This window comes from Erwinia sp. PPS120, assembly GCF_047918655.1.
Lineage (GTDB): Bacteria > Pseudomonadota > Gammaproteobacteria > Enterobacterales > Enterobacteriaceae > Erwinia > Erwinia tasmaniensis_A.
The window spans coordinates 129,005-148,432 of the sequence record NZ_JBLREF010000007.1 but is presented as its reverse complement, the minus strand read 5'-3'; the positions used below and the strand labels follow the sequence as shown (position 1 = coordinate 148,432).

General features: G+C 54.2%; 17 protein-coding genes. 9 read left to right on the top strand and 8 right to left on the bottom strand.

The genetic code is table 11. From position 1 onward, the window contains the following. The first annotated feature begins 124 nt into the window (after window positions 1–124). The 6 genes from yeaG to ACLRGG_RS04310 all read left to right on the top strand — a co-directional run bounded on the left by yeaG (window position 125) and on the right by ACLRGG_RS04310 (window position 9,075). The gene (yeaG, locus tag ACLRGG_RS04335; RefSeq protein ID WP_067701343.1) at window positions 125–2,059 is read left to right on the top strand and encodes a protein kinase YeaG; all 1,935 of its coding nucleotides are present in this window, start codon (window positions 125–127) and stop codon (window positions 2,057–2,059) included. A 67-nt stretch (window positions 2,060–2,126) separates the two neighbouring features. Continuing rightward, on the top strand, window positions 2,127–3,404 hold the full coding sequence (locus ACLRGG_RS04330; protein WP_416248584.1) for a YeaH/YhbH family protein: 1,278 nt from the start codon (window positions 2,127–2,129) through the stop codon (window positions 3,402–3,404). 292 nt (window positions 3,405–3,696) lie between these two features. Then, window positions 3,697–5,424 (top strand): potassium/proton antiporter, encoded by a 1,728-nt coding sequence (locus ACLRGG_RS04325; RefSeq protein ID WP_416248583.1) that lies wholly within the window; start codon window positions 3,697–3,699, stop codon window positions 5,422–5,424. Window positions 5,425–5,497: 73 nt separating this feature from the next. Then, entirely contained in the window at window positions 5,498–5,731 is a 234-nt protein-coding gene (locus ACLRGG_RS04320) for a DUF1480 family protein (RefSeq protein WP_416248582.1), read from the top strand. Window positions 5,732–6,135: 404 nt separating this feature from the next. After that, window positions 6,136–7,602 (top strand): undecaprenyl-phosphate galactose phosphotransferase WbaP, encoded by a 1,467-nt coding sequence (wbaP, locus tag ACLRGG_RS04315; RefSeq protein WP_416248581.1) that lies wholly within the window; start codon window positions 6,136–6,138, stop codon window positions 7,600–7,602. A 282-nt stretch (window positions 7,603–7,884) separates the two neighbouring features. After that, window positions 7,885–9,075: a multidrug effflux MFS transporter gene (locus ACLRGG_RS04310; protein ID WP_416248580.1), complete on the top strand. Its 1,191-nt coding sequence runs from the start codon at window positions 7,885–7,887 to the stop codon at window positions 9,073–9,075. Window positions 9,076–9,077: 2 nt separating this feature from the next. On the opposite strand, the gene dadX is transcribed toward ACLRGG_RS04310, so the two are convergent. Both dadX and ACLRGG_RS04300 read right to left on the bottom strand, forming a co-directional pair. Further along, entirely contained in the window at window positions 9,078–10,148 is a 1,071-nt protein-coding gene (dadX, locus tag ACLRGG_RS04305) for a catabolic alanine racemase DadX (protein WP_416248579.1), read from the bottom strand. A gap of 30 nt (window positions 10,149–10,178) precedes the next feature. Next, window positions 10,179–11,507, bottom strand: a complete 1,329-nt coding sequence (locus ACLRGG_RS04300; protein WP_416248671.1) for a D-amino acid dehydrogenase — start codon at window positions 11,505–11,507, stop codon at window positions 10,179–10,181. 491 nt (window positions 11,508–11,998) lie between these two features. Between ACLRGG_RS04300 and ACLRGG_RS04295 the strand changes: the two genes are divergently transcribed. Then, window positions 11,999–13,534, top strand: a complete 1,536-nt coding sequence (locus tag ACLRGG_RS04295) for a SpoVR family protein (protein ID WP_416248578.1) — start codon at window positions 11,999–12,001, stop codon at window positions 13,532–13,534. Between the two features lie 102 nt (window positions 13,535–13,636). Here the strand turns inward: ACLRGG_RS04295 and fadR are convergent, their stop codons facing one another. After that, window positions 13,637–14,356 carry a fatty acid metabolism transcriptional regulator FadR gene (gene fadR / locus ACLRGG_RS04290; RefSeq protein ID WP_416248670.1) on the bottom strand — a complete coding sequence of 240 codons (720 nt, stop codon included), beginning with the start codon at window positions 14,354–14,356 and terminating at the stop codon, window positions 13,637–13,639. Window positions 14,357–14,662: 306 nt separating this feature from the next. Between fadR and dsbB the strand changes: the two genes are divergently transcribed. Then, window positions 14,663–15,193: a disulfide bond formation protein DsbB gene (dsbB, locus tag ACLRGG_RS04285; protein WP_416248577.1), complete on the top strand. Its 531-nt coding sequence runs from the start codon at window positions 14,663–14,665 to the stop codon at window positions 15,191–15,193. A gap of 138 nt (window positions 15,194–15,331) precedes the next feature. Further along, entirely contained in the window at window positions 15,332–15,502 is a 171-nt protein-coding gene (locus ACLRGG_RS04280) for a hypothetical protein (protein WP_156484920.1), read from the top strand. Between the two features lie 61 nt (window positions 15,503–15,563). Here the strand turns inward: ACLRGG_RS04280 and aroD are convergent, their stop codons facing one another. From aroD to ACLRGG_RS04255, 5 genes are all read right to left on the bottom strand, one after another. Further along, window positions 15,564–16,454 (bottom strand): type I 3-dehydroquinate dehydratase, encoded by an 891-nt coding sequence (gene aroD, locus ACLRGG_RS04275; RefSeq protein WP_416248576.1) that lies wholly within the window; start codon window positions 16,452–16,454, stop codon window positions 15,564–15,566. A 76-nt stretch (window positions 16,455–16,530) separates the two neighbouring features. Continuing rightward, window positions 16,531–16,974 carry a cysteine cluster protein YcgN gene (ycgN, locus tag ACLRGG_RS04270; RefSeq protein ID WP_416248575.1) on the bottom strand — a complete coding sequence of 148 codons (444 nt, stop codon included), beginning with the start codon at window positions 16,972–16,974 and terminating at the stop codon, window positions 16,531–16,533. A 108-nt stretch (window positions 16,975–17,082) separates the two neighbouring features. After that, the gene (locus tag ACLRGG_RS04265) at window positions 17,083–17,742 is read right to left on the bottom strand and encodes a fumarylacetoacetate hydrolase family protein (RefSeq protein ID WP_416248574.1); all 660 of its coding nucleotides are present in this window, start codon (window positions 17,740–17,742) and stop codon (window positions 17,083–17,085) included. Between the two features lie 54 nt (window positions 17,743–17,796). Then, on the bottom strand, window positions 17,797–18,918 hold the full coding sequence (locus ACLRGG_RS04260) for a lytic murein transglycosylase (RefSeq protein WP_416248573.1): 1,122 nt from the start codon (window positions 18,916–18,918) through the stop codon (window positions 17,797–17,799). 83 nt (window positions 18,919–19,001) lie between these two features. Further along, window positions 19,002–19,280, bottom strand: a complete 279-nt coding sequence (locus ACLRGG_RS04255) for a YcgL domain-containing protein (protein ID WP_416248572.1) — start codon at window positions 19,278–19,280, stop codon at window positions 19,002–19,004. Between the last annotated feature and the right edge of the window lie 148 nt (window positions 19,281–19,428).

Sequence of the window (19,428 nt, the reverse complement as noted above, 5' to 3'; positions counted from 1 at the left end):
GTATTCCGATAAAAAAATGCCTGGTTGGCATAAGGGTTGCTGTACTCGTTTATCAGTTCCTTCAGGAGCTAATCCCACTTAGGCTCCTGGTTCCTGTGCTAAAAATGAAAGGACGGGCATCGCTATGAATATATTCGATCACTATCGTCAGCGTTATGAAGCTGCCAAGGACGAAGAGTTCACTCTGCAGGAGTTCCTGACCGTATGTCGTCAGGATCGCAGTGCATACGCCAACGCGGCAGAACGTCTGTTAATGGCTATTGGTGAGCCAGTAATGGTAGATACTGCCCTGGAGCCACGCCTTTCCCGCCTGTTTTCCAACCGCGTCGTTGCACGCTACCCCGCTTTTGAAGAGTTCTATGGCATGGAAGAGGCGATTGAACAGATCGTTTCCTACCTGAAACATGCCGCGCAGGGGCTGGAAGAGAAGAAACAGATCCTCTATCTGCTGGGTCCGGTAGGCGGCGGTAAATCCTCCCTGGCCGAACGGCTTAAGTCGCTGATGCAGCGCGTGCCTATCTATGTGCTGAGCGCCGATGGCGAAAGAAGTCCGGTTAACGACCATCCACTTTGCCTGTTCAATCCGCAGGAGGACGCCCATATTCTGGAGAAAGAATACGGTGTACCGCGTCGCTATCTTGGCACCATTATGTCACCGTGGGCGGCCAAACGCCTGCATGAGTTCGGCGGTGACATCTCCCGCTTCCGGGTCGTTAAGGTCTGGCCCTCTATCCTGGAGCAGCTGGCCATTGCCAAAACTGAGCCGGGTGATGAGAACAATCAGGATATCTCCGCACTGGTTGGTAAAGTGGATATCCGTAAGCTCGAGAACCATGCGCAGAACGACCCTGATGCTTATGGTTATTCCGGTGCACTTTGTCGGGCAAACCAGGGGATTATGGAGTTCGTCGAGATGTTTAAAGCGCCAATTAAGGTGCTGCATCCCCTGCTTACGGCCACTCAGGAGGGTAACTATAACGGCACCGAGGGAATTTCTGCCCTGCCGTTCAATGGCATTATTCTTGCGCACTCGAATGAGTCAGAGTGGGTAACCTTCCGTAATAACAAGAATAATGAAGCCTTCCTTGACCGCGTTTACATCGTCAAAGTGCCGTACTGTCTGCGCGTCTCTGAAGAGATCAAAATATATGACAAGCTGCTTAATCACAGTGAGCTAAGCCATGCCCCCTGCGCGCCTGGCACGCTGGAGACGCTGGCCAGATTCAGTATTTTGTCTCGCCTGAAAGAGCCGGAGAATTCCAGCACCCACTCTAAAATGCGGGTTTACGATGGCGAAAGCCTGAAGGATACCGATCCCAAAGCTAAATCCTATCAGGAATACCGTGACTATGCGGGCGTCGACGAGGGCATGAACGGACTCTCAACCCGTTTCGCCTTTAAGATCCTCTCCCGCGTGTTTAACTTTGACCATGCGGAAGTGGCGGCGAACCCGGTGCATCTTTTCTACGTACTGGAGCAGCAGATTGAACGCGAACAGTTTCCGCAGGATGTTGCCGAGAAATACCTGGAGCACCTGAAAGGCTATCTGATCCCGAAATATGCTGAGTTTATCGGCAAGGAAATTCAGACCGCCTATCTGGAATCCTATTCTGAATATGGTCAAAACATTTTTGATCGTTACGTGACCTACGCAGACTTCTGGATCCAGGACCAGGAATACCGTGACCCGGATACCGGACAGCTATTTGACCGCGAATCATTAAATGCTGAGCTCGAGAAAATCGAGAAACCCGCCGGGATCAGTAACCCTAAAGATTTCCGCAATGAGATCGTTAACTTCGTTCTGCGCGCCCGTGCGCACAATAGTGGCCGGAATCCAAACTGGACCAGTTATGAAAAACTCCGCACGGTTATTGAGAAGAAAATGTTTTCCAATACCGAGGAGCTGCTGCCGGTCATCTCCTTTAATGCCAAAACGTCCACGGATGAACAGAAAAAACATGACGACTTTGTCGACCGAATGATGGAAAAAGGCTATACCCGCAAGCAGGTCCGCCTGCTGTGCGAATGGTATTTGCGGGTCAGAAAATCGTCCTGATTGTCGCGGAGTGCATTAATCGGGCCGGAATAATCCGGTCCAGCTTGCAACATTGTTTGGGGGAGCTATGGCCTATTTTATCGATCGGCGTCTTAACGGTAAAAATAAGAGCGCGGTGAATCGCCAGCGCTTTTTGCGCCGCTACAAGTCGCAAATCAAACAGTCGATCTCCGAGGCCATCAATAAGCGTTCGGTAACCGACGTTGATAGCGGCGAATCCGTTTCCATTCCCTTGGGGGATATCAACGAACCTGTCTTCCATCAGGGCCGCGGTGGGCAGCGTCATCGCGTCCACCCGGGTAACGATCACTTTGTGCAGAATGACCGCGTCGAGCGCCCGCAGGGCGGCGGCGGCGGGGGAAGCGGTCAGGGCCAGGCGGGTCAGGATGGTGAGGGCGAAGACGATTTTGTTTTCAATATTTCAAAGGATGAGTACCTCGACCTGCTGTTTGAAGATTTAGCCCTGCCGAATTTGAAGAAAAACCAGCATCGCCAGCTTAATGAGTATAAGGTTCATCGTGCGGGCTATACGTCTAACGGCGTTCCCGCCAATATCAGCGTCGTACGCTCGCTGCAAAATTCGCTGGCGCGTCGTACGGCCATGACCGCCGGTAAGCGTCGGATGCTGGGTGAGCTTGAAGCCAGTCTGGCGCTGATTGAGAATTCTGAACCTGCTCAGCTGCTGGAAGAGGAGCGCCTGCGCAATGAAATTGCTGAACTGCGCGCGCGCATTAAGCGGGTGCCTTTTATTGACACCTTTGACCTGCGGTTCAAAAACTTTGAAAAACGCCCGGAACCCTCCAGCCAGGCGGTGATGTTCTGCCTGATGGATGTTTCCGGCTCGATGGATCAGGCAACAAAGGATATGGCCAAGCGCTTTTATATTCTGCTCTATCTGTTCCTGAGCCGTACCTATAAAAACGTGGATGTGGTCTATATTCGCCATCATACCCAGGCTAAAGAGGTGGACGAACAGGAGTTCTTCTACTCGCAGGAAACCGGGGGCACCATCGTCTCCAGCGCCCTGAAGATGATGGATGAGGTGGTAAAAGAGCGCTACGATCCGGCGCAGTGGAATATCTATGCCGCTCAGGCATCGGACGGTGACAACTGGGCCGATGATTCCCCTCTGTGCCATGAAATCCTGGCCAAAAACATTCTGCCGGTAGTGCGCTACTACAGTTATATCGAGATAACCCGACGTGCGCATCAGACCCTGTGGCGCGAATACGAGCAGCTCCAGGCCCGATTTGATAACTTCGCCATTCAGCATATTCGTGAACCAGAGGATATTTACCCGGTATTTCGTGAACTTTTCCACAAACAGGCGGAAGAAAACCATTAAATTCAGGCCTGATCCTTCCAGCCAGTACAGGTTTACTGGCTGTTCACCCTACCCCCACCACGATATCGGCAGCTAAAATCGTCCTCCTGGCGCTTTTTTTTGTCCAATTCCATAAATACAACACTAATCATACGCACTTAGCGTCGTTTGCAATGGCAAAATGTATGCTATTTTATTCTTCTCTGTCATTTCCGCTCTTTTCACCCTGCGGACCCTCAGAAATTTTGACAGCTGGCGTCGTTTTACAACACACTGTTAAAACACATCTTTACCCACACAGGAGAACTGCCTTTTGGAAGCCAGCGCTATTTACAGTCTGTTTATTATTGGTTCCGTGCTGGTCGCCGCAAGCATTTTGCTGAGTTCGTTTTCGTCAAAGCTTGGCATTCCCATTCTGGTTATTTTCCTTGCGCTCGGCATGCTGGCGGGCGTTGACGGGATCGGCGGCATCGCCTTCGACAACTACCCCGCGGCTTATCTGATCAGTAATCTGGCGCTGGCGGTCATCCTGCTGGATGGCGGTATGCGCACCCAGGCCAGCTCATTCAAAGTTGCACTTGGCCCCGCGCTCTCGCTGGCAACGGTGGGGGTACTGATCACCGCCGGGCTGACCGGGATGGCTGCTGCCTGGCTGTTCAATCTGAACATGATTGAGGGCTTTCTGGTTGGTGCCATTATCGGATCGACGGACGCCGCCGCCGTTTTCTCCCTGCTGGGCGGAAAAGGGCTGAACGAGCGCGTCAGCGCCACGCTGGAAATCGAGTCGGGCAGCAACGATCCCATGGCCGTCTTTCTGACTATTACGCTTATCGAGATGATACAGCAGGGTCAGACCGGGCTGAGCTGGATGTTTGTCGTGCATCTGATCCAGCAGTTCGGGCTGGGCATCGTGCTGGGACTGGGCGGCGGCTGGGCGCTACAGCAGCTAATCAATCGCGTGTCGCTGGCGAGTGGTCTTTATCCTCTGTTAGCGGTCAGCGGCGGCATCCTGGTCTTCGCTTTGACCACCATGCTGGAAGGGAGTGGAATTCTTGCAGTCTATCTGTGCGGCTTTTTGCTGGGCAATCGCCCAATCCGCAACCGTCATGGCATTTTGCAAACGTTCGATGGCATGGCCTGGCTAAGCCAGATTGGCATGTTCCTGGTCCTCGGCCTGCTGGTTAATCCTAAGGATCTGTGGAATATTGCCCTGCCGGCTATGCTGCTTTCGCTGTGGCTTATTCTGTTTGCCAGACCGCTTTCCATTTTTGTTGGACTGCTACCGTTTCGGGGTTTCACAACCCGCGAACGCTTTTTTATCAGCTGGGTTGGGTTACGCGGGGCCGTTCCCATTATTCTCGCCGTCTTCCCGATGATGGCGGGTCTGCCTCATGCCTCGCTGTTCTTCAATATCGCTTTCTTTGTAGTGCTGGTCTCCCTGATGGTTCAGGGTACCTCGCTGGGTTATGCGGCCAGGAAAGCCCGCGTGGTCGTGCCGCCTACCGCCTCCCCCATTTCTCGCGTCGGTCTGGATATTCATCCTGAAAACCCCTGGGAGCAATTCGTTTATCAGCTGGGGGCGGATAAATGGTGCGTGGGCGCTGCGCTGCGCGATCTGAAACTGCCGCGCGAAACGCGTATTGCCGCCCTGTTCAGGGACAATTTGCTGCTGCACCCTACCAGCAGTACCCGGCTGAAAGAGGGCGATGTGCTCTGTGTGATCGGTCGCGAGCGCGATCTGCCCGCTCTTGGTAAACTTTTCAGCTACTCGCCACCGGTAGCGCTGGATCAGCGCTTTTTCGGCGACTTTATTTTGCAGGCGGACGCCCGGCTCCAGGACATTGCTGAAATCTATGGGATTGAGCTAACTGATGAAGTTAATCTCCAGCAGTCGCTGGGACATCTGATAGCCAGTATGATTGGCGGCGCGCCGGTGGTCGGCGATCAGGTCGAGTGGAAAAACATGATCTGGACCGTGGCTGAAAAAGAAGCTAATGAGATAAGCCGCGTAGGCGTCAGGGTGGCGGAAGACAAAGAATAGTCCTGATCCTATCCCTTTTGCGATGGATAGCGTCTACGCTTAAAGTTCGTTTCTGTCAAAAGGGAGGATTACCATGGGTCACGTCGTTAAAATTGGTCGCTATGAGATTGTTGATGCCGATCTGGATACGGAAAATATCGATACGGTCAGCATTCCCTGCAACACCAACCCCGGTCTGAGTTACCAGTTGGATGGTTGGGATACAGAAACCAGCGTACCAGCCTGGATTGATGGCGAGCCGGTGGATCTTGCCATTTGTCACTATGACAAAGAGCACGATCGCTGGGTTTTAAAAAAGCCTGCCTGATTGTGCCATCCCCTTCACCGTAGCGACTTTTCGCTGCGGTGGATTTTTTTAAAATATATCGTTAACTGTTATCTTATTGTCATAAGAAAAAACGATAATAGCAACTTACCGCTTCGTTTAATTCCCTCACCCCTCAGCCTGCTGTCGTTTAAATAGTTTTTTAAGAATTTCCCGTATTAACTAACGCAAATATCTGCTGCATACTCCCCTTGTAGTTTGGATTGGAACTGCGTTGAGCTGCCTGCTGCCACCTGATATTTCAGGCATTTCTTCCGCAGCTGGGTGGATTAAAACAACTAATAAGTCGAATTATCAAGGTATTAAATGCCGTATCATCACCCCTGAACGCGTGCTTGTTCCTCGTCAGGTTACTGATCCCCCATGATGAATAGAGAGCAGCTATTATGGCTAGTACTCTGGTGCTTAATAATGGTCGTCGGGTTTATAGTGGTACTCAGAAAAATATTATTGCTAAGGCAGCGCTCAGCCTTTCAGATTTAATTTCCATTAATCTGGCCCTGTTTTTAGCCGCTGCCACCGTGCAGGGTATTTGGGGTAATTTAGATATTTTTATTCCTCCTCAGCAGCTTGAAATTCGTTTTATTACCCAGCTGGTGATGTCGGTGGTGTGTATCGCGGGATTCTGGATGCGCCTGCGGCATTATACCTACCGCAAACCCTTCTGGTTTGAGCTGAATGAAATCATTAAAACGCTGGTGATCTTCTCTCTCCTCGATCTGGCGCTGATCGCATTCTCAAGATGGGACTTTTCCCGCACCCTGTGGAGCTTCACCTGGATTTACGCGCTGATACTGCTCCCTCTCCTGCGCGCGTGCGTAAAGAGAGCCCTCATCCACGCGGGTCAGTGGCAAAAACAGACCATTATCATTGGCTCCGGTAAAAATGCCCGGGAGGCCTATGCCGCCCTGCAAAGTGAGGAGTTGCTGGGCTATGACGTTATCGCCTTTGTGGCCTGTCAGGGACACGGCGGCGCTGAAAAGCTCAATGGCGTGCCAGTGATCACCGCTAAAGACATTGTCTGGGACCGGGTTGATTTGGAAAACACCCAGTTTGTGGTGGCAATGGAGTATGAACAGCAGGTTATGCGCGATGACTGGCTGAAACTGCTGTCGAAAAAGCGCTGCCGGTCAGTTTCGGTTATTCCTACCCTGCGCGGTGTGCCGCTCTACGGCACCGATATGTCCTATATCTTCAGCCACGAGGTGATAATTCTGCGGGTCAGTAATAATCTGGCTAAACGCTCGTCGCGCTTCCTTAAGCGTACTTTTGATATCCTGGTCGCCTCGCTGTTACTGCTGTTTCTTTCACCCGCTTTTGCGCTTATCTGCTGGATGGTGGGTCGCGATGGCGGTGCCCGCATTTACGGTCATGAACGCGTCGGCCAGCATGGTAAGAAATTCAAATGTCTTAAGTTCCGCTCCATGGTGACCAACTCGAAAGACGTGCTCGACGCCCTGCTGGCGACCAGTGAAGAAGCTCGCGCGGAGTGGGATAAAGACTTCAAGCTGAAAAATGATCCACGAATAACGAAGATTGGCGCCCTCCTGCGTAAAACCAGCCTGGATGAGCTGCCGCAGCTGTGGAATGTTATTCGCGGTGAAATGAGTCTGGTGGGACCGCGACCGGTAATTGAAGCAGAGCTGGCGCGCTATGCGGCGGACGTGGACTATTACCTGATGGCTAAACCAGGCATGACCGGCATCTGGCAGGTAAGCGGCCGTAACGATGTTGATTACGACACCCGCGTTTACTTCGATTCCTGGTACGTAAAAAACTGGGCGCTGTGGACGGATGTGGCCATTATGTTCAAAACAGCAGGCGTTGTATTACGGCGGGATGGTGCCTACTAAGCAGCATCGGTCACATTGGATTCAGACAGGCCTGTACCCTACTGTTTACGCCGACCCTGGCCATTTAGCCGGATCGGCATGAGCCAGAGGTTTCGTTGGCCTCTGTCAACACATTCAGGCGCGCCGGTGCCATTCGCTACCTCATGGCCTCTCTCTTTTGGTTCAGGCCCGTCGCTTTAGACCGAAGACGGAGGTTTAATTTTTATCAGCCTCCCCCTTTCCTTTTCCTGTCGTAGTCTCTACCCTGTGCGGCTGGCTTTCAAACGGATGTCGCCTCGAACGATGCAAAAATTCACCCTGATTCTTCTTAGCCTGGTCCTGCTGGCCCCGCTGGGTATCGATCTCTATTTGCCTACCCTGCCTGATATTGCTCAGGGACTGAACACGCCCGTCAGTACCCTGCAGACCACCATCCCTCTCTTTTTACTGGTGATGGGCCTCGGGCAAATTGTTGCCGGGCCGCTGGTCGATAATTTTGGCCGAAAGCCCGTTGCGCTGATCGGCCTGCTGCTCTACCTGTTTGGCAGCATTCTTGCTGCCACGGCCACCGGCTGGCCGCAGTTTCTCACCGCCCGCGTGGTGCAGGGCTGTGCGGTATGCTGTACCGCCGTGGTGGCATTCAGCGGCGTACGCGATCGCCTGGATGGCGATGACGCGGCCAAAGCCTATGGCTTTCTTAACGGGGCGCTGAATATTGTTCCGGCCCTGGCGCCGATGCTTGGCGGCTTTCTGGCCGAATCCTTTGGCTGGCGCGCCCCCTTCTGGTTTCTTTCATGCTATGCGCTGGCGGTAGGCGTGCTGGTGCTGTTCTTCCTGCCGGAAACCCGCCCGGCCGGCACGCTGCCGGTCAAAGGACTGCCATTAAAGCAGTATGCACGGATCCTGCGCCAGCCGCGCTTTCTGGCCTTTGCCTTCGCTAACGCCGGTGCGCTGGGGATGGTTTTAACCTATGTTTCCCTGGCTCCTCAGGTGCTGATGAACGAAGGCAAACTTTCCGCGCTACAGTTCTCAGTGGCGTTTGGTGCTAACGGCTTCTGGATTATGCTGGTGAGCGTACTGGTCAACAAGATGATCCGCAAAGTGGGCCGCCCGGTCTGTCTGATGATCGGCAGCATGGCAATGACGCTTGGCGCACTTCTGCTGTTTGCCGGGGTCGCCCTTTTTCCCGGCGGTTGGCAAAGTCACTGGGCGCTGTATATGCTTCCCGTGACCGTTGCGGTAGCCGGTCTGGCTTTCACCGTGGGACCGGCCACCAGCTACGCGCTGGAGCCTTATCAGCAGCAGGCTGGCGTTGCCTCTGCGCTGGCGGGTTTTATTCAAATGGCGGGTGGCGCAAGCGGCGGCCTGTTGGTAATGGCGCTACCGATTGCTGAAAAATCCGCCCTCGGCGTGATGATGCTGGCAGGGTCAGTGCTGATCGCGCTGGCATGGATCTACAGCAAAAAGGTGCGCGGTACGCTGACCGCGCTGTAACCTCAGATTACCGTGACCGGCACGCGCGGCGCCAGTGCGCACATTAGCTCATAGCCGACCGTGCCGGACGCATACGCCACCTCATCAATTTTAACGTTGTCACCCCACAGTTCCACCCGACTGCCGATCCCCGCCTGCGGACAGGGCGTCAGGTCAAGAGTAAGCATGTCCATGGAGACAGCCCCCACCGTATGGGTCATCACGCCGTCAACCCATACCGGTGTGCCGCTCGGCGCATGACGCGGATAACCATCCGCATAGCCGCAGGCGACTACTCCAATACGCTGTTCCCCAGCCGCACGATAGCGGGCGCCATAGCCCACGCCGTCGCCACTTTTTAACCTCTGAATACCGATGATCTCACTGCTTAAGCTCATCGCAGGCCGCAGGCCGCTGCTGGCAACGTCCTGCCAACGCCCGCTGGGAGAGGCGCCGTAGAGCACAATGCCCGGTCGCACCCAGTTAAAGTGCGTTTCGGGATGCCAGAGCGTGGCGGCGGAGTTCGCCAGCGAGCGCGGACAGTCCAGTCCTTCCGCTGCCGCATTAATACGCCGCATCGGTTCGACTATCCCCTCACGGCTTTCTGCTTCGGCAAAATGGGCCATCAGCGTCATTTCACCGACATTTTGCAGCGCCCGCAGCGACTGCCACGCCTGATTAACCTGCCCGGGCTGAAAGCCAAGTCGGTTCATACCACTGTTCATTTTCAGGTAAATATCCAGCGGCGCAGACAGCCTGGCCTTCGCCAGCGCCTGTATCTGCCAGTTGCTGTGAACGCTGGTGGTCAACCGGTAACGATCGAGGATCTCCAGTTCGCTGGCATGAAAGAAGCCCTCCAGCAGCAGGACAGGCTTTTTCCAGCCGCGCTCGCGCAGCAAAATCGCCTCATTGAGATCCAGCAGGGCAAATCCATCTGTTTCGGCAAGGCTTTCCCGAACGCGATCGATACCGTGCCCGTAAGCGTTGGCTTTCACCACTGACCAGAGGCGGGAATGGGGGGCTGCCTGGCGGGCAACCGCCAGGTTATGTCGCAGCGCGCTGGTGTCGATAGCGGCGACAATCGGACGAGACATAATTTCTCCTGAATCTGAATACGATAACGATCAGCGGCTGGCGCCATGCAACGTCTGGCCAACGGTCGGGTAGAATCCTGGCAGATAACGCATTACCGACAGATCATCAGCGGCAATGGCGGGTATCTTTCGCGAAATGATATCAGAAAGCAGCTGTCCCGAACCGCATGCCATCGTCCAACCGAGCGTTCCATGACCAGTATTAAGATAAAGATTACTCAGCGGTGTACGCCCCACAATCGGCGTCCCGTCGGGCGTCATGGGGCGCAGCCCGCTCCAGAATGACGCCTGGGCAACGTCCCCTCCGCCTGGGAAAAGGTCGCCGACCACCATTTCCAGCGTTTCACGTCGCGCGGAACGCAGGGACAGGTCATAACCCACAATTTCAGCCATTCCCCCAACGCGAATCCGGTTGTCGAAGCGGGTGACGGCCACCTTGTAGCTTTCATCCAATACCGTTGAAACGGGTGCCGCCTGCGGATCCTTCACGGGAAGGGTCAGAGAGTACCCCTTAAGGGGGTAAACCGGGACGCTGACTGTCTGTTCCAGCACGCCTCTGGACCAGGAACCCAGCGCTACCACGTAAGCATCAGCTATCACCGTTTCCGCGCCGCACTTCACGCCCGTAATCCGGTTCCCCTCCTGCAACAGGGCGTCAATCGGGGTGTTAAAACGGAAGGTCACGCCGGCAGCAGCGGCCATCTCAGCCAGCCGCTGGGTGAAGAGCTGGCAGTCACCGGTTTCATCGTTGGGCAGACGCAGGCCCCCGGTCAGTTTGTGCTGGCTGGCCGCAAGTGCAGGCTCGGCTTCAGCCAGCTGAGCAGCCTCAAGCAGTTGATAAGGCACGCCGGCTTCCCGCAGCACCGCAATATCTTTGGTAGCGCTTTCGAACTGCTGCGCGGTACGAAACAGCTGCAGCGTACCGCCCTGCCTGCCCTCATAGGCAATCCCCGTCTGCTGGCGCAGCGTTTTCAGGCAGTCGCGGCTGTACTCAGCGATGCGTACCATGCGACTTTTATTCTGCTGGTAGTGTTCAAGATTGCAATTTTTAAGCATCTGCCACATCCAGGCCAGCTGGAAGCGGCTGCCGTCAGGCCGAATAGCCAGCGGCGCGTGGCGCTGGAACATCCATTTCATCGCCTTTAATGGCACGCCCGGCGCGGCCCAGGGTGCCGCATAGCCCGGTGAAATCTGTCCGGCATTTGCCGCGCTGGTTTCCTGTGCCACACCGGCCTGCCGATCGATAATCGTGACCTCATGTCCGGCCTGTGCCAGATACCAGGCGCTGGCCACGCCAACCACCCCGCCTCCCAGAATGACAACTCGCATATCTCTCCACCGTCGTTTAAAAAAGAGGATTAAACTGCCTTCACGCGCCTGCTGCGAACGATTACGCTACGTCACTTTATCTAACATTACGCTGACACATTTCACATCTTTTTTACTCTGAGCGGTAACAAAAAGAGTTAGTGCGATAAAATACGGGATTTAATTCCGCCTGGTTGCGATTATCAGCAGCAAATTATCGCGATACGATGTTTTTTATGCTTTCCCAGCAGAATATGATTTGCTCATAACATTCCCTTATAAACAGCATATTATTTTAGCCATTTCACATGAATCTCTATTTACTGCTGCTACAAAAAAATAATCCGTCATCCTCTCTATTTTGTCCTGAATAATTCATTTGTATTCGTCAGAAGGATCGCCGGGAGTGAACTATCATTGGGTTATTGGCTTGCGTTCCGGTTTTTCAGGAGTATATCTATGCTCTGGTAGCCGGGTGTAAACGGATTTTTTGTCGCTACAGGTTGTAACGTCGAAAACCGGTTTTTTAAAAGGGGTGCGCTATGACAACTATCTTTGACGATCCGATTAAGGACAGCAAACGACTCAGTGATGGACCCGACTGGACATTTGACCTGCTGGATGACTATCTGGCAGAGATTGACCGCGTTGCCAAACTCTACCGGCTTGAAACCTATCCTCATCAAATTGAAGTGATTACCTCAGAGCAGATGATGGATGCCTACTCAAGCGTTGGCATGCCCATTAACTATGCTCACTGGTCATTCGGTAAAAAGTTTATTGAAACCGAACAGCGCTATAAGCACGGTCAGCAGGGCCTGGCTTATGAAATTGTTATCAATTCGAATCCCTGTATTGCCTATCTGATGGAGGAGAATACCATCACCATGCAGGCGCTGGTGATTGCCCATGCCTGCTACGGGCACAACTCCTTCTTCAAAAATAACTACCTCTTCCGCAGCTGGACCGATGCCAGCTCCATTGTTGACTACCTTATTTTTGCCAGAAACTATATCAGCCAGTGTGAAGAGCGTCACGGCGTGGAAGAGGTCGAGAAGCTCCTTGACTCCTGTCATGCCCTGATGAACTACGGCGTGGATCGCTACAAGCGTCCGCAAAAAATCTCCCTGCAGGAGGAGACGGCAAGACAGCAAAGTCGCGAAGAGTACCTGCAAAGTCAGGTTAATATGCTGTGGCGCACCCTGCCGCGGCGTGAGCGGGAAGAATCCCAGCAGGCAGCAATGCGCTACCCCTCCGAGCCGCAGGAAAATCTGCTCTATTTTATGGAGAAAAATGCTCCCCTGCTGGAATCATGGCAGCGCGAGGTGCTGCGCATTGTCCGTAAGGTCAGCCAGTATTTCTATCCGCAGAAACAGACACAGGTCATGAATGAGGGCTGGGCGACGTTCTGGCACTACACCATCCTTAACCATCTCTATGATGAAGGTAAAGTATCCGAACGCTTTATGCTGGAGTTTTTGCACAGCCATACCAACGTCATCTATCAGCCCCCCTACAACAGTCAGTGGTACAACGGTATTAACCCTTATGCGCTGGGGTTTGCGATGTTCCAGGATATCAAGCGTATCTGTCAGGAGCCGACGGAGGAAGATCGCTACTGGTTCCCGGATATCGCCGGTAGCGACTGGCTTGAAACGCTGCATTTCGCCATGCGCGAATTTAAAGACGAGAGTTTTATCAGCCAGTTCCTGTCGCCGAAAGTGATGCGCGACTTCCGGTTATTTACCGTTATGGACGACGACCGTAATAATTTTCTGGAGATCGCCGCCATTCATGATGAAGCCGGTTACCGGGCCATTCGTCAGCAGCTTTCGGCACAGTATAATCTGAGTAATCTGGAGCCGAATATCCAGGTGTATGACGTTAACCTGCGCGGTGACCGCTCTCTGACGCTGCGCTATGTCCCTCACAGCCGCGCGCCGCTGGATAAAAGCCGCCGTGAGGTGCTTAAGCACGTTCACCGTCTGTGGGGCTTTGATATCCACCTTGAGCAGCAGAATGAAGACGGCAGCACTGAAATTCTCGACCGCTGCCCGCCGCGCACATCCACGCTTTAACTGGTTGAGCAGATGAAAAAAAGCGGGGTCAGTAATCTGACCCCGCTTTTCCGCACCACAATGGCTTACGCTCAGGCTGATGTAAACTAACCCGCCCCCTGATTACCGACGCTGCGGGGGTAGATCCGTCGGCATGCTGGTTTGCATGTTATGCCAGATCTCACCGCTGCGGCGGCCATAGTCGCGCACGGTATCCACGATAATAGCGTACTGCTGCTGCTGGCAGATAACGTGCAGGTTCTGGTAGAAATCCTGCGCCAGCTTACGCGCATCAGGGTTAGAAAAATAGTGGCGCCCAACGCGGGTATACAGCCCTTTCAGGCCGTTGAGGATCAGCCCATAGATGGGATTGCCAGAAGCGAAGGCCAGACCCCGGAAGATGCTGTAATCGAGGTCGGTATAGGCTTCAGCTTTATCCTCCACCCCTTTGGCCGTTTCCAGCACTTCCAGGGCTTTATCCGGATAGGTTCGAATCGCACGCAGAATAAATATCGAGGAGATATTGGTACGCACCGCAAGCAGGTTATCAATTAGCTGTGGAACGCTGTCATGATCCAGACGTGCCAGCGTTTCCAGAATACTTAAGCCGGACGTCTCCCAGAAATTATTCACCCGGGTCGGTTTACCATGCTGAATGGTCAGCCAGCCATCGCGGGCAAGGCGCTGTAAAACCTCCCGCAAGGTTGTACGGGTCACGCCAATCAGTTCGGAAAGCTCTCTTTCCGCTGGCAGGATTGAGCCTGGCGGGAAGCGACTGTTCCAGATGCTTTCAATTATATACTCTTCAGCGAAACCGGCAGGGCTTTGCGCCTTAATGACCATAGCGTTTTGTTTCCATTGCGTTCGTGACTGCAAAATTGTGCTCATCATACCAGATGCCCCCAACATCACATAGACTGGTAATCTGCTAAAACGCTGAGGTGTTAACAAAAAAATAAAAAGTTATTTGCAGCTGCTCCTGCGCCTTACTCCCGGTAGCCTGAGGCTCAGGCAACTGAAGGTGACGATGCTAAGGGCAGAATGCACCCTACTCAGTTCAATTTTTCGCTGAATACTCACGCTAACATGCTGGTGAACCGGCGCTTTTGGTTTACACTGCCGGTTCAACACCTATTACATGGATTGACTATGTTGAGATATTTGAATAGCTGCTCCCGCGGGCGCGGTGCATGGCTGCTGATGGCCTTTATTGCTTTTGCTCTGGAAATGGTCGCACTCTATTTTCAACACGTCATGATGCTGAAACCCTGCGTCATGTGCATTTATGAACGCTGCGCCCTTTTTGGGATAGTGGCGGCGGGGCTTGTCGGCGCCATCGCGCCAGCAACGCCGCTACGACTGGCAGCGATCGTAATCTGGATTTACAGCGCGTGGGAGGGCGTCCGCCTGGCCTGGGAGCATACGATGATCCAGCTCCATCCCAACCCGTTTGTAACCTGTGATTTTGCCGCCCGCTTTCCGCAGTGGCTGCCGCTGGACAAGATCCTGCCGTCTGTTTTTGTGGCAAGCGGCGACTGCTCGCAGAATCAGTGGTCCCTGCTAACGCTGGGGATGCCGCAGTGGCTGATTGGAATTTTTGCCGCCTTTCTGCTGGTCGGCATTCTGGTACTGCTGGGTCAGCCTTTAAAACCCAAAAGACGCGATCTCTTTTCCCGCTAGCCCTGCCTTCACTAAACCCACCGCCGGTGGGTTTTTTAATGTCCTGCACACCTGATCGCTCCCTGACAATGACCCGGGTTGAAGGACTGTCCCGCGGCGACTACGCTTAAATGACACGATTGAATGAAGAGGATTATTATGAAAAACATCGCGTTAATGCTGGTTCTGTCCTTCTCTGCCGCTGCGCTTTCCGGCTGTGCATGGTGGGGCGGGGAAAATACCCACAGCGCCCCTCCTGCGCCTCCCAGTGGCCAGCAGCCCCCCGGCGCGCCAGGCGGTAGCGGCCCGGTCGGTCAGCCTCAGTCCTGAGTCGGACAGAACGATTACTGACGCCAGCGGCCGATCCCGCTGGCGTCACCCCTGCCCGGGATCAGGAACCCATGCTTTGATGCACGATCCCCAGCACGCTGCTTAAATCCTCCAGCGCAACCTGACCTGAGGCTGAAGCTTCACCAACCATAGCGAAGGTGAGCGCCGACCCTGTCAGCTCACCGCTCATCCGGGTCATCACCCCTAAATCGCCCATCGACATCGTCAGAATCGGACGCTGAGCGTAATGCTGATGCATCTCCCATGTGGCCGTTAGCAGCGTCAGGACGTCGCCCGCATCGGCAGGCATCGCTGCCAGCTTGAGGATATCGGCACCGCGCGCCTGCTGTTCGCGCAGCCGCGAGATAATCTCCTCCTTCGCTGGCGTGGACTTTAGCTCATGGTTAGACAGTATCACCTTAAACCCACGCTGGTGAGCCAGAGCAATAAGCGGATCGGTTTTTGTCCTGTCGCGATACATTTCAATGTCAAGCAGGTCGCCAGTGCCTTCGGCCAGCAGCTGTTGATACAGCTGCACGTACTGCTCATCGCTGACTGCCTTTTTGCCTCCTTCATCTTTGGTACGAAACGTCAGCAGCAGCAGCTTATTACCGAGCCGGGCGCGAACCTGGTGCGTTAGCGCGGCCATGGCGCTGGCTTCAAGGGCGTTCTCCAGCATATCCAGGCGAAGTTCCAGCACGTGGAAATCCTGGCTGGGCGCCACTTTATCGACAAATTTCAGCACCTCCGCCGCGTGGGTGGCAGTGGTAGGGACAATAACTTTCGGACTGCCCTGCCCGATAGTGGTTTCCCGCAGTGTAAGCAGTGGCGGTTTAGCTGAGGAAGCGGGGGATGGCTGCCCGGTGGGCTGACTTCTGGCCGCAGAGGGCGTAATCAGGGAGAGGGCGAGCATGGCGCCGCTGGCACCGAGGAATTCTCTGCGTTGAATCACGTAACTTATCCTTTTTCCTGAAAAACTTAAGGATAAGCATAGCAAAAAACTGGACGGATGGCGGCGACGGGCGGCCTCAGCCCCTTCCCGGCTTATTGATGATATGATCTTCCCAGTCCATCACTTCGCTCTCCCTGACCGCAATGTGCCGCACGGAGATGCGCCCGGCGTGCATCGCCGCTTTGGATCCAGTACGCAGGGGGTGCCAGATGGGAAGGTTTTTTCCTTCTGCCAGCATGCGATAGGCACAGGTGGGCGGCAGCCATGAGAAAGTGGGCAGGTTGTCACGCGTGAGTTTAATGCAATCCTCTTCATATTCGAAACGACGCTCGTAATTGCGACACTGGCAGGTTTTGATATTCAGCTGGTTGCAGGCAACGTTAGTGAAGTAAATCTCATTGGTGTCGGCGTCCTGCAGTTTATTCAGACAGCACTGACCGCATCCATCACAGAGGGATTCCCACTCTTCATCGCTCATTTGTTCCAGCGTTTTACGCTGCCAGAAAGGGGTGTCAGTCATAGCGGTATCCGTTAAAGTGAAAAGCCCGCACCTTATAAACAGTTCGGGCTTCAGTTGCAAGCCTTATAGCACCCGCGTGATAAACAGTTCGGGCTTCAGTTCCAGGCCTTACAGCACCCGCGTGGCGATGCCGTGACCGCCGAGTGAGATTTCAAGCCGGTCGCCGGACATCATCGGCCCCACGCCCTCAGGCGTACCGGTGAGGATCACATCCCCGGCGCGCAGCGTGAAATAGCGGCTCATAAAGGCGATGAGCGGCAGAATGGGGTGGATCATATCAGAAGTATTCCCCTGCTGGCGCACCTCACCGTTAACCACCAGCCGGAGATCGACATTTTGCGGGTCGGCATCAAATTCGTTGACCGGAATAAAACCGGACAGCGGGCAGGAATTATCGAACCCCTTGGCTTTTTCCCACGGCTGGCCGGCCTTTTTACAGCCCGCCTGAATGTCGCGCAGAGTCAGGTCAAGCGCCACGCCGTAGCCTGCAATAGCCTTTGCGACGTGCTGTTCTGATGCCTGCTTGAGGGTAGAGCCAATCAGCACGGCCAGCTCCACCTCATGATGAACGGCACCAGAGTCTTTCGGAATAGATAGCGGCTGACGGATGTCGCAGATCGCTGTTTCCGGCTTAATGAACAGTACGGGTTCGGTCGGTGTGGCACTGCCCATCTCTTTAATGTGCTTAGCGTAGTTACTGCCCACGCAAACGACTTTGCTTACCGGAAAGTCTAATAATGCGCCCTGCCAGTTATGATGCTGATACATATCCTTCCCCTGCCTGATTTAATGAGGTAAAGCCCATCACGGGCTTCCATTCAGTTACTGAGACATTGCATCGGCCATCATGCCAACGCTGATAGCGAAATACCAGGAGCGATTCCAGCGCAATAGCGTGCGGAAATTGTCATACACCATAAATGCGCTGGCGGGTGAATCCTCGGGGATGATGATCCATGCTTTTTGTTGCGGATCAGGCCGATCGGCCTCGCTGGTCAGGCGTACACCCAGCTTCTGCCATTCGCCGACGGTTTTCGCCTGATTCGCTTTCGTACCCGCCATTTCCGGCACGAAATCAGCGGGGAGGATCGCCGCCTGGCCCCAGCGCTCGCCCGCTTTCCAGCCCTCTTTAGACAGATAGTTGGCCGTTGAGGCGAAAACATCAGCGGTGTTATGCCAGATGTCGATCCTGCCGTCTCCGTCGCCGTCTGCACCATAGCGTAAAAACGAGCTGGGCATAAACTGATTCTGGCCCATGGCACCTGCCCAGGACCCCTGCAACTCAGCGGGAGCAATATGCTGCTGCTGAATAATCTGCAGCGCCGCCATCAGCTCCCGGGTGAAAAAGGCTTCACGTCGCCCTTCAAAGGCCAGCGTGGAAAGCGCCGAAATCACCTCTTCCCTGCCCTGAATCGTGCCAAAGTGACTCTCCAGCGCCCACAGTGCCACAATGTACTGTGGCTCCACGCCCGAGCGCTGGCTGACCGGGGCTAACTGCGCCTGGTATTGCCGTAAGCTGTCGCGCGCCTGCTCAATCTTCGCTGTCGTCAATACGCGCTCCAGATAGTCGCTAAGAGTGAGTTTATTCTCAGGCTGATTGCGATCGGCTGAAATAGCGTGGTCTACAAAGTGTACCCCCGCAAAGGCGGTATTGAGGGTGGTATCATCGATACCCTGCTGCCTTGCCTGGGCTTTCAACTGGGCAGCATAGGCCGGGAATTGTGCGGGGTCGCGTCCTTCCGTCGCCAGCGTGGTTTTGCTCACGGATGAAAGAAAGTGTCCGCGGGTGTTGGCAGATCCGGCTAAAACCGGTGCCCCCTGCGCAGGGGGCGCTGATGCCTGCGTGGAGGATGCTGGAGTCGGCGTGGGGGCCGCGCTGTTTTTACTGGCGCATCCCGCCAGCGCAAGCGCGAGAATAATTGTGCTGACCGAGGGAGACTTCATGCGGCATCCTTTTTGATTCAGACACCGCCACAAATTAAATCTGAACGACGAAACCAGCAGCGGTGAATAGTTGCAGATGATTCTTAATCCGGCTTCTTCGCCGTTTCCAGATGACTCTTAAGTAAACTTTCCAGCGGCGGCGGAACCTGTAAATAATAACCCTGTTCTTCCATACTGGCTTTTACCTTATCAAGGCTGGCATTGACCAGACGCTTACTGCCATCAAGCGGCAGCATCATCGCCAGTTGCGGTTTGCCGAAGCCACTGAGCAACGCTTCCGGCACGCGGGAGAAATCGTCCTTTTTTTCAACATAAAGATAAGTCTGGTCACGCTTTGGACTTCTGTAGATCACACAAAACATATTTTTTACTCGAATTAACCTGGCTGGCACCTTGCCTGAATATAGTAGTAACTATAACATGCTTGCAGACCTTCGGAATATTTCCCCATTACGATTAAATGCCGGTTCAGCTGGCCTGATTGGGGAGTTTGAATAACAGGACTGAGCC

What these genes read in the sequence shown, in the direction of transcription:
- yeaG (WP_067701343.1), top strand. Translation starts at nt 125, where the DNA reads ATGAATATATTCGATCACTATCGTCAGCGTTATGAAGCTGCCAAGGAC.
- ACLRGG_RS04330 (WP_416248584.1), top strand. Translation starts at nt 2,127, where the DNA reads ATGGCCTATTTTATCGATCGGCGTCTTAACGGTAAAAATAAGAGCGCG.
- ACLRGG_RS04320 (WP_416248582.1), top strand. Translation starts at nt 5,498, where the DNA reads ATGGGTCACGTCGTTAAAATTGGTCGCTATGAGATTGTTGATGCCGAT.
- wbaP (WP_416248581.1), top strand. Translation starts at nt 6,136, where the DNA reads ATGGCTAGTACTCTGGTGCTTAATAATGGTCGTCGGGTTTATAGTGGT.
- ACLRGG_RS04310 (WP_416248580.1), top strand. Translation starts at nt 7,885, where the DNA reads ATGCAAAAATTCACCCTGATTCTTCTTAGCCTGGTCCTGCTGGCCCCG.
- dadX (WP_416248579.1), bottom strand. Translation starts at nt 10,148, where the DNA reads ATGTCTCGTCCGATTGTCGCCGCTATCGACACCAGCGCGCTGCGACAT.
- ACLRGG_RS04295 (WP_416248578.1), top strand. Translation starts at nt 11,999, where the DNA reads ATGACAACTATCTTTGACGATCCGATTAAGGACAGCAAACGACTCAGT.
- fadR (WP_416248670.1), bottom strand. Translation starts at nt 14,356, where the DNA reads ATGGTCATTAAGGCGCAAAGCCCTGCCGGTTTCGCTGAAGAGTATATA.
- dsbB (WP_416248577.1), top strand. Translation starts at nt 14,663, where the DNA reads ATGTTGAGATATTTGAATAGCTGCTCCCGCGGGCGCGGTGCATGGCTG.
- ACLRGG_RS04280 (WP_156484920.1), top strand. Translation starts at nt 15,332, where the DNA reads ATGAAAAACATCGCGTTAATGCTGGTTCTGTCCTTCTCTGCCGCTGCG.
- ycgN (WP_416248575.1), bottom strand. Translation starts at nt 16,974, where the DNA reads ATGACTGACACCCCTTTCTGGCAGCGTAAAACGCTGGAACAAATGAGC.
- ACLRGG_RS04265 (WP_416248574.1), bottom strand. Translation starts at nt 17,742, where the DNA reads ATGTATCAGCATCATAACTGGCAGGGCGCATTATTAGACTTTCCGGTA.
- ACLRGG_RS04260 (WP_416248573.1), bottom strand. Translation starts at nt 18,918, where the DNA reads ATGAAGTCTCCCTCGGTCAGCACAATTATTCTCGCGCTTGCGCTGGCG.
- ACLRGG_RS04255 (WP_416248572.1), bottom strand. Translation starts at nt 19,280, where the DNA reads ATGTTTTGTGTGATCTACAGAAGTCCAAAGCGTGACCAGACTTATCTT.